At 71.2% G+C, this 1415-nt stretch carries 2 protein-coding genes; one reads left to right on the top strand and one right to left on the bottom strand.

All coding sequences use genetic code 11. The features are described from left to right. The coding region (locus tag ACWF62_RS20435; RefSeq protein ID WP_452631231.1) for a biotin/lipoyl-containing protein at positions 1-664 on the bottom strand (664 nt) is incomplete at its 3' end. Positions 665-931: 267 nt separating this feature from the next. Between ACWF62_RS20435 and ACWF62_RS20430 the strand changes: the two genes are divergently transcribed. Continuing rightward, positions 932-1264 carry an oxidoreductase gene (locus ACWF62_RS20430; protein WP_378508400.1) on the top strand — a complete coding sequence of 111 codons (333 nt, stop codon included), beginning with the start codon at positions 932-934 and terminating at the stop codon, positions 1262-1264. The last annotated feature ends 151 nt before the right edge of the window (positions 1265-1415 follow it).

Below are 1415 nucleotides of genomic sequence, written 5' to 3'. Positions count from 1 at the left end.
GCGCGGGGGCGGGTGCGGCGGGGGCCGGCGCGGGGGCGGGTGCGGCGGGGGCCGGAGCCGGGGCGGCAGCGGGGGCGCCGGATCCGATCACGGCCAGCTGCGCACCGACGGCGATGGTGTCGTCCTCCTCCGCGTTGATCTCGAGCAGCGTGCCCGCGACGGGGGAGGGGATCTCGGTGTCGACCTTGTCGGTGGACACCTCGAGCAGCGGCTCGTCGACGGCGACGGCGTCACCGACGGCCTTGAGCCAGCGCGTGACGGTGCCCTCGGTGACGGACTCGCCGAGCTCGGGCATCGTGACCGGGGTCCCGGTGGCGGCGGCGGGAGCGGGTGCTGCGGCGGGTGCTGCTGCGGCGGCGGCGGGTGCTGCGGCGGCGGGCTCGGGCTCCGGCGCTGCGGCGGGAGCGGCGGGGGCGGGCGCCTCGTCGGCGCCACCGATGACACCGAGCTCACCGCCGATCTCGACGGTGTCGTCCTCCTGGGCGACGATCTTGGTCAGGACGCCAGCGGCGGGAGACGGAATCTCGGTGTCGACCTTGTCGGTGGAGACCTCGAGCAGGGGCTCGTCGAGTTCTACCGTGTCTCCCTCCTGCTTGAGCCACCTGGTGACGGTTCCCTCGGTGACGCTCTCACCGAGAGCCGGCATCTGGACGGAGAAGGCCATTTCTTTTGACTCCTCGACAGTTGTGTTCGGGTTGTTGAGTTGGTCGACTTGTGGTCGAAAACATTCTGCAATACGGGTCCGGTTGCGGGACCGGTGACGATGGACGACCCCGTCACCCGTGCAACCCCGCGCCGGTGCTTCTTCATCCTTGCATTGATCGTTTCGCGGCGTCCGTCGAGGGGCAGGTCACACTGCCCTCATCAACCTCACAGCAAGTGGTGGCACACTGCAATGTTCGGGTTCGGGCACGACGGCGGGGTGAGGGCGATGGGGTTAAGGAAACTGTTCGGCCGCGGAGGCCGGCGCGCCGAGCGCGTCACGGACACGGACGCCCGTTATCTCGCGGAGTGGGCGCGCACCCATATCGGGGTCGAGGCCTTCGTCGAGCCGCGGACCACCGTCACCCCTCTGACGGTGATGCTGGTCGCGGCCGACGGGCAATGGACGCGGCGCGCGGTCGGCGGGGAGCGCGGTGCCCGCAGGCTCGGCGAGGACCTGCACATCCCCGTGTACGACGTCCGCAAGACCGGCTACCCGCAGCGGATGCGCGACCACGAGGCTAGACAGAAGATCCTGCGTAACCGCGCCCGCGAGGCCTGACGGCACCGGGGGGGGGGGGGGGGGAGGGGTGGAGGGCAGCAGAAGCGGGGGAGGGGGGGGGGAGAGACCTTCTTCCCTCTTGTGGGGTTGTCGGGAGGGCGGAAAACGGACCCCCCCCCCGCCGCCGCCGAGGATCTGTTCGAGCAGGGGC

The sequence above is a fragment of the Rhodococcus sp. NPDC054953 genome (assembly GCF_053609225.1).
Note: the sequence above shows the minus strand (reverse complement) of the source record. Positions and strands in the feature narration are given on the sequence as shown.